7 protein-coding genes are annotated in these 7,948 nt (G+C 73.3%); 6 read left to right on the plus strand and 1 reads right to left on the minus strand.

Features of this window, described 5'->3' with window-relative positions; all coding sequences use genetic code 11:
• Window positions 1–88 precede the first annotated feature (88 nt).
• The gene (locus BZL64_RS30510) at window positions 89–1,507 is read right to left on the minus strand and encodes a COG1361 family protein (protein ID WP_244205564.1); all 1,419 of its coding nucleotides are present in this window, start codon (window positions 1,505–1,507) and stop codon (window positions 89–91) included.
• Between the two features lie 260 nt (window positions 1,508–1,767).
• Between BZL64_RS30510 and BZL64_RS30515 the strand changes: the two genes are divergently transcribed.
• The 6 genes from BZL64_RS30515 to BZL64_RS30540 all read left to right on the plus strand — a co-directional run.
• Entirely contained in the window at window positions 1,768–2,265 is a 498-nt protein-coding gene (locus BZL64_RS30515) for a hypothetical protein (RefSeq protein ID WP_244205565.1), read from the plus strand.
• 273 nt (window positions 2,266–2,538) lie between these two features.
• Window positions 2,539–4,185, plus strand: coding sequence for a hypothetical protein (locus BZL64_RS30520; protein WP_244205566.1), 1,647 nt, complete (start codon window positions 2,539–2,541; stop codon window positions 4,183–4,185).
• 11 nt (window positions 4,186–4,196) lie between these two features.
• A complete protein-coding gene (locus BZL64_RS30525; RefSeq protein ID WP_244205568.1) occupies window positions 4,197–4,904 on the plus strand; it encodes an ABC transporter ATP-binding protein in 708 nt (235 codons plus the stop codon).
• Window positions 4,901–6,118: an ABC transporter permease gene (locus BZL64_RS30530; RefSeq protein ID WP_086772383.1), complete on the plus strand. Its 1,218-nt coding sequence runs from the start codon at window positions 4,901–4,903 to the stop codon at window positions 6,116–6,118. The genes BZL64_RS30525 and BZL64_RS30530 overlap by 4 nt, the downstream gene beginning before the upstream one ends.
• A 101-nt stretch (window positions 6,119–6,219) precedes the next feature.
• Window positions 6,220–7,263, plus strand: coding sequence for a hypothetical protein (locus BZL64_RS30535; RefSeq protein ID WP_086772384.1), 1,044 nt, complete (start codon window positions 6,220–6,222; stop codon window positions 7,261–7,263).
• 59 nt (window positions 7,264–7,322) lie between these two features.
• On the plus strand, window positions 7,323–7,948 hold a 626-nt coding region (locus BZL64_RS30540; RefSeq protein WP_086772385.1), incomplete at its 3' end, for a DeoR/GlpR family DNA-binding transcription regulator.

Consider the following 7,948-nt stretch of genomic DNA (forward strand, 5'->3'; position numbering starts at 1 on the left):
TGGGCAGACAGAGGCCAGGGACACGCCGTAAGACCGGCGTGTCCCTGGCCTCTGTCTGCCCATCAGTGCCCGTCGGGCTCGGGTTCGGTCAGCCGTTGACGACGATCCTGGACGCGTTGTTCGTCAGGTCGGGGTCGTAGGCGCGGATCGGGGGCTCGTACTGGTTGTTGTCGATGGCGACCGGCGCGGTGGACCGGGCCGCGCTGTCGATGCGGAGGTCGAAGGGGAAGGTGTGGATGGCGCGTTCGTTCAGGTAGATGGGGGTCTGGCAGCGGTAGCGGGGGGCGCCGAGCTGCTCCTCGACCCACTCGCCGTCCGCGGTCAGGGCGTAGCAGGTGTCCGGGCGGGCGGTGACGGTCGTGCCGGCCGGGATGCGGACGTCGACCGTGGCCACGGGCTCGCCCGCGCCGAGTGAGGCGACCCATGCGGGGCCGCGGTTCTTCACCGTGATGTCGGCCCGTACGGTCTCGCCGACCGCGCCCTCGACCCGGCTGCCGATCAGCTTGAGGTCGGCGGTGTTGGTGGCGTGGATGATGACGCTGCGGGCGTTGTCCTGGGGGTCCAGGTCGGGGACGGGTGTCGTGGTGGTGGCGGTACGGGGGGCTGTCGTGGGGGCCGTCTGCAGCTCGGCGCCGGTGCCCGGCGTGTAGGTGCGGCCGGCGCGGGCCGCTTCCAGGGCCTCGGCCGAGTAGGGCTCGACCGAGTAGTCGAAGCGCTCGTACAGGGCGTTGCGGCGGGCCTTCAAGGGGTTGGCCAGGGCGATCGAATCGCCGGGGGCGAGTGCCTCGTCGAGGACGCACAGGGCCTGGGTGCCGACCTCCGTGTCCAGGTACTCGCAGTTCGCGGGCCGCTCGGTGTAGGCGAGGCCGCGGGAGGCGAACAGGTGGAGCAGGACGCCCTCGGCGGTGCGGTTGCCGTTGTTGGTGAGGGTGGCGGGCGCGCTGATCAGGGTGCCGGGCGTGACGCCGTCCTGCCGGGGGGACTGGCTCAGGGCCAGGTCGGGGCCGTTGCCGACGGTCACCCGGGTCTCGCCCGGGTAGGACGTCAGGTCGCCGGCGACGGCGGTGTAGCGCAGGGTGCCGACGGCGCCGTCCGGGGTGCCCGGCAGTGCGCTGACCTTGATTTCGGCGGCTGTCACCCGGTCGGTGCCGGTGAGGGACGGGACATCACAGACGGCCGTGGCGGCGGTGTCGGGCGTGCAGTTGGCCGGCCAGGTGATCTTGGCGAGGGCGGCCAGCTCGGTGGCGTCCACGCTCAGGCGTCCGGCGCCGACCGGGTTCGCGATGTTGTCGTGGGTGACGTGGAGCGTGACGGTCCGCTCGGGCGCGGACCCGTCCTCGTAGGCGCCCGGCAGGATCAGTTCGTAGGGGTCCGAGTACGTCCAGAGCTGGTCGCTGTCGGCGGCTGCGGGGCCCGCCGTGCCGAGCGTCAGCAGGGCGGAGACGGCGAGTACGGGCACGAGCACGCGTCGGGTGCGGCGGGCCGTCGTCGTATACAGGCGTGTCATGCCCAGACTGACTCGCGCGCGGGCCGAGGGGTTGTACGGAACCGGGGTGCGGTAGCGGACGGCATTTCTCCGGTTCGGGTTCCATCGATTTCCTGTGGGGTGCTTCACGCCGGGAATCCGATGGCTGGATTGGACAGTAATGATCAAGCCATGCGGTAATTGCTGGGCGCTTGATCCGCTCGGGGGAAACGGGCGGGTCGGGGCTGGTTTCCGATACCGGGAAACCGATTCAACAATGAACAATACGGGGAGTCAATCGAATGACCAACGGAATACGCATGCGCCTGATCTCGGGGGCCGCCGCCGTGTGCGCGGCCGGGGCGCTCGTGCTCACGGCGTCGCCGGCCCAGGCCACCTCCGCCTCCACCTCGGTGGGGCTCCCGGGCGGCAACAAGGTGTCGGTCAACGCCTGGCACTGCGGCTTCTACGTGTCCGCCTGCGACTGGAAGGCGTCCACCAAGATGTCCGGCACCAACCCGCGCAAGGCCAAGTGGATCCAGAACCGCGCGGAGCTCCAGGCCCACGGCATCAGCGTCTCCCTCACCATCTCCAAGAACCCCGAGGCCACGCTCACGATGAAGAGCCGGTCGCTGGGCGAGGTGCGGTGGAAGAACACCAACGCCAACATCTCCGACACCTACGGCCAGATGCGGCCCGGCGGCGCCACCACCTACGTGTCGACGCGCAGTTGCGGCTCGGCCCAGGTGACGAGCGCCATCAAGGTCAGCGAGAAGTGCGCGTACGCGGGCGCGGCCTGACCGTCGGCCGACGCGGGTGAGCCGACGCGGGTGAACTGACGCCCGCGAGGCCCGTTCCAGAGGGTGCCACACCGTCAGGGCCCGGCGGTGTGGCATTCCCTTCACGTTTTCATCGCATTTCCGACGCGCTTTTTCCGCAATCACGGGAATTCCTTTTCGTGTGAATGCGGAGGCGCCGGTGGTGTGCGCGGAGAAATACGACGCACGGGGGCGTTCGTGGGATTCATCGGTGGTGACAAGCGCGGGAGACGGAGTGTCGCGTCCCGCGCGGCGGTGGCGGCCATATGCGCCGCGCTCGTGGTGTCGTGCACGTCCGGAAGCGGAGATTCCGGGCGGCGGGAACCGGCCGACGCCCGTCAATTCGACCTGCTCGTCAGCGAGCAGAACGGTTACTACTACCACCCGTTCCTGCGCCAGGAACCCGCCGGTCCCCAGGCCCAGTCGTACGCCTTGCGGACGCTCTCCGAACTGGGCCGGGACCCGCGGACCGGCATGGCCGGGGAACGCGTCGCGTCGTTCCGCCGCGAGGCGCTGGAGGCGTCACCGCTGTGGGGCCGCGAGTGGCTCGTCCCGCTGTGGCGGACCGGCGCGCGCGAGGCGCTGGGCGCCGGTGACGCGGCCGACGTGAACCGGCTGCGGGCGGCGGGCGGCTGGTACGTCGACCCCGCCCTCGGCGACGACGGGGACGCGGCCCGCCTCGGCGCCACCTGGGCGGCCCTGGAGGTCCTCGACGCCCTCGGGCGCCTGCCGGAACTGCCCGCGGCGGACCGGGCCGCCACCGTCTCCTGGCTGCGCGCGACGGCCGGCCGGGTGCGCGCCCTCGACCAGGCCGGGGCCCTGGCCCGCTCGCTGCAACTCCTGAAGGAACCGGTTCCCGCCCCGCTCACCCGCGTCGCGGCACCGCGCACCGACGACTTCGCCGACCTCACGCCCGAGACCAGGGCGGTCCGGCTCGACGACACCTACAGCTACGTACTGCTCCAGGAGGCCGCCGGGAAGCGGCCCGCCGTGGACCGCCGGATCTGGGAGCCGGTGCTGCGCGACGGCGCGGCCACCCTCCCCTACGAGCAGCTCCACAACCTGGTGCACATCCTCAAGGCGGCCGGTTCCCCGGACAGCGTGTTCGCGCCGGTCCTCAAGCGGCTGGACGGCGAGCGGCTCGACGACGGCACCGTGCGCGACCCCGGCGCCTACCTCGGCAGCCCCGACGCCTCGCTCTTCGTGCAGCGGCTGCGGGCACTGGCCGGCTGGTCGCGCGAGGACCCGGCGCTTCTGACCGCGCTGGAGCGGGAGGAGGCGTCCGGCGAGGCGAGCCAGGAGGGTCCCGAACAGCTGAACCGGGCCGCCCTGCGCACCGTCACCGAGGGCGGCGGCGACGCGAGCGGAGCGGCGCGCAAACTCTGCGCCGACCCGCGCGTCCTCCCGGCCACCGTGACCGAGACGAACGCCACCCAGTGGCAGCGCACCGCCCTGACCTGCGCCGACGCCGGCGTCACGACCGGCGTCCCGGAGATCGGCCGCTGGCGCCCGGACACCCCGGAGCGCGTCGTCGCGGCGGCCACGGTCGTCGTCGGCCTCGCCGACAGCGGCCGGCGCGACGCCGTCCCGTCGTGGATCGACGCCGGCACCCTGAAGCGCTGGGCCCTGCACCCGGACCGGTTCACCTCCCTCTACGGCTACGCGCTGGTCGTACGGGCCTACGCGCTGCTCGGCGGCCGGCTCGACGCGGCTCTGCGCGAGGCACTGGGGCGCGGTGTCACGCCGTACGAGGGCTGTCCGGGGCTGCCCGGCCTGTACCGGGTCGGCGGCGGGGACGAGGCCTGCGATCTGAAGACCACCTGGAGCGTATGGACGCTCGACCGGCAACTGGACGGCGCCATGGGCTGGTTGCCGACCGGGGCCACGAAGCACGGAAAGTGAGCGGAAATTCGGTGAACGCGTTGCTGCGGGCCGAGGGCGTGGGCAAGTCCTACCCCCTGCGGGGAAGGAGGGTCGACGTCCTGCGCGAGGTCGACCTGACCGTGAGGGGCGGCGAGATCACGGCGCTGGTCGGCCACTCGGGCTCCGGGAAGACCACACTGCTGCACATCCTCGGGCTGCTCACCCAGCCGGACAGCGGACGCGTGGTCGTCGAGGGCGCCGACGGCCCCGTCGACACCTCGGGGCTCGGCGACGACGCGCTGGCCGGCCTGCGCCGCCGCCGGCTCGGCTTCGTCTTCCAGTCGTACAACCTGCTGCCGCAGCACTCGGCGCTGCGCAACGTCCTCCTGCCGTACGCCGGACGGCGCGCCGAGGGCGAGGAACGCGCCCGCACCCTGCTCGCGCGGGTCGGACTCGCCGAGCGCGCCGACCATCTGCCCGGCGAACTGTCCGGCGGCGAGCAGCAGCGCGTGGCCCTGGCCCGCGCGCTGGTCAACGACCCGCCCGCGATCCTGGCCGACGAGCCGACCGGAAACCTCGACACCGACAGCGAGGAACTGCTCCTCGGCCTGTTCCGCGAACTCGCCGACGAGGGCCGGGCGGTGCTCCTCGTCACCCACAACCCGGCCGTCTCCGAGTTCGCGGACGTCGTGCACCGGCTGGAGCGCGGGGCCCTCGTGACCTCCGAGACGCAGAGGAAGAAGGGGAGCGCCAAGTGAACGTGTTCAGCCTGGCCCTGGCCAACGTCCTCGCCCTGCGCCGCCGCCTGTTCGGTCTCGTCGCGCTCGTCTCCGTCGCCGCCGCCGTCTGCCTCGGCGCGCTCGGCATCGCCGGACGGGCGCAGGGCGTCACCGACACGGGCGTCAAGGAGAGCAACGCCAACCGCAGCATCACCGTCGACCGCCCCGCCGACCGGCCCGGCACCGCGCCCCTGACGGACCGTACGGCGGCACGCCTCGCGAAGCTGCCGCACGTCGAGTCCGTGCAGCACCGGGCGCAGGTGTCGTTCGGCGTCCTCACCGACGCCGGGGACACCGTCCTGCTGTACGCCACCACCCACCGCCCGGCCCTGACCCCGCCGATCACGAAGTCCGTGCGCGAGGACCTCTTCCCGCTGCGTCCGGGCGAGATCGTCACCCCGGCCACCTCCCAGGGCGTCGACCTGAGCGCGCTGGTGGGCCAGGACGTCGAGACGGAGACGACCCGCTTCGTACGGCCCGGCGAGGGCACCGGCGTCACCGGCCACGCCCGCCTGGTCGGGGTGTACGACCCCACCTGGCAGCTCGACAACCCCGACGCCGCCTACGCCGCCGACCCCACCGTGATCGGCTGGGCCGCCCAGCGCTCCGGGGAACCCGAGAAGAACTACCTCGCCACCATCGGCTACGACCAGCTGACCGTGGTCGCCCGTACGGCCGCGGACGTGCCCGAGGTGACGGAGGCCGTGCAGCGGCTCGGCTATCCGGCGGTCACCCTCCAGCAGCAGCTCGACGCCCTGCCCGCCGTCCTGGAGATGATCCGGGTCGTCGGCCAGGTACTGCTCGGCGTCCTCGGAGTGCTGGCCTTCGTCGGCGCGGTCACCGTGACCGGGGCGCTGTCCCGGCAGCGCGCCCAGGAGATCGGCATCCTCAAGGCGGTCGGTTTCCGCACCCGTGCCGTCCTCACCATGCTCGTCGTCGAGATGGCCGTGGCCGGCGCGGTGGCCGCACTGCTCGGCACGGTGCTCGGCGCCCTCCTCGGCTCGGTCGCCGCGGCCCTCCTGCGCGGCAGCGCCGACCTGGCGCCGTACGTCGAGGGCTGGGTGCTGCTCCCGCCGCCGGTCACCCTGCTGCTGCTTCTCGCCCTGACCGTGCTGGTGGTGGCGGCGGGGTCGTTGGTCCCGGCGCGCAGGGCGGCCCGGATGTCCCCCACGGACGCGATGAAGGACTGGTGAACCCCGTGAATCCCCCCATGAACCCCGCGAGCCCCGTGAGCCCCATGAATCCCGTGAATCCCGTGAATCACCCGACGTCTCGCACGGCGACGCCCGCCCGCGTGCGTACGGCCCTCTCCGCCGCCGCGCTCACGGCGACGGCCGCCCTGCTCGCCACCGCCTGCTCGGGGCCGGGCGGCGTCGACCTGGGCACGGACTGGAAGGGCGCCTCGGCCTTCGCGCTCGCCGAGGTCGACGGCCTGGTGACGGTCGTCGGCGTCAACGCGGACACGTCCCGCGCGGAGAGCCTCGCCGTCGTGCCCCAGCAAGCCGACGACGACCGGGCGGTCAGCCCGCAGATCGTCGAACTGGCCGACGGGCGCTGGCTGGTGACCGTCCCCCGCAAGGGCGGCAAGCCGGACCGCCGCTACCTCGTCAACCGTGCCGACCACACGCTGGACGGCCTGCGGGGCGACGAACGGCTGCGCCGCGTCCTGCCGGGAAGGACGCTGGTCGCCGAGGTCGCGGGGCTGCCCGACGCCAAGTCGGCGAGCGGGTCCCCGGAGTCCACCGTGCTGGTGCGCGACCCCGCCGACTGGTCCACTCGGCGCGAGGTGAGGATCCCGGGCACGATCGGCCTCGCCGCCTCCGACCCGGCCTCCGACACTGTCTGCCTGGCCGACGGCTCCGGTTCCGACACCCGCGTCAGCGTCGTACGGCTGGCCGACGGCAAGGTCACCGCCGTGGCCCGGCCGGCCGGGCTCGACGTCACGGGCCTCGCCTGCCCGGCCGGCCGTCCGGTCGTCGTCGGCGCCCCGGCCGGGAGCACGTCCGTCGCCTCCGGCAAGGTGCGCGTCTCGGTGACCAGGAACGCCGCCGACACGGCCGTCTCGGTGGACGGCGGCCGGGCCGACGCCGTCGCCGCGACCGGCACGACGATCGTGGTCGCCGCGTCGACGGGCGGCGACACCGATCTCGTGGAGGTCGACGCCGGCACCGGCAGGGAACTGCGCCGCGCCCGCGTCGAGGGCCTCGCCGCGGCCCAGCACCTCACCCGTACGCCGGCGGGCTGGCTCGTCTACGGCGAGGACTCGGTGGTCCGGGTGAACCTCGGCTCCGGCGCGACCGAGCGGTTCGACCTGCCGGGGACGCTGCTGGACGCCTGAGCCGCCCAGTGCGAACAATATGATGTGCGTTCTCACATCCAAGTGATAGAACTGCCCTCATGGGTATCGCCAACCGTCTCGACCTCACCCTGCGGCTCGTCCAAGGAGCCGCGGGGCAGGTCTCCGTCGCCGAACTCGCCCAACGCCTCGGGGTGTCCGAGATGACCGTGCGCCGCGACCTCGACGCGCTGGAGAAACAGGGCCTCGTCCGCAGGGTGCACGGCGGCGCCGTACCGGCGCGGGCCCGCGAGGAGGGCGCCGGCTTCGACGCGCGCGAGGCATGGCAGGGCGCGACCAAGGACCGGCTGGGCGCGGCCGTCGCCGGCCTGGTGGAGCCGGGGACGCGCGTGCTGCTGGACGCCGGCACCACCACCGCGCACGTGGCCGAACACCTCGCCGCGCGCGCCCCGTTGACCGTCGCCGTGCTCAGTCTGCAGGCGGCGGTACGGCTGGCCGACCGGCCCGGCATCGAGCTGCTGGTCGTCGGCGGACGTTCGCGGCCCGGTGAGCGGTCCCTGGTGGGGCCGCTCGCGCTGCGCACCCTGGAGTCCCTCGCCTTCGACCTGTTCGTGATGTCCATCGGCGGGGTGCACGCCGGGCACGGCTGGTCGGAGTTCTCCCTCGACGACGCCGCCGTGAAGCGGGCGGGGCTGGGCCAGGCGGACCGCACGGTCGCCGTGGCCGA

The sequence above is a fragment of the Streptomyces bobili genome (genome assembly GCF_002154575.1).
Taxonomy (GTDB): Bacteria; Actinomycetota; Actinomycetes; order Streptomycetales; family Streptomycetaceae; genus Streptomyces; species Streptomyces bobili.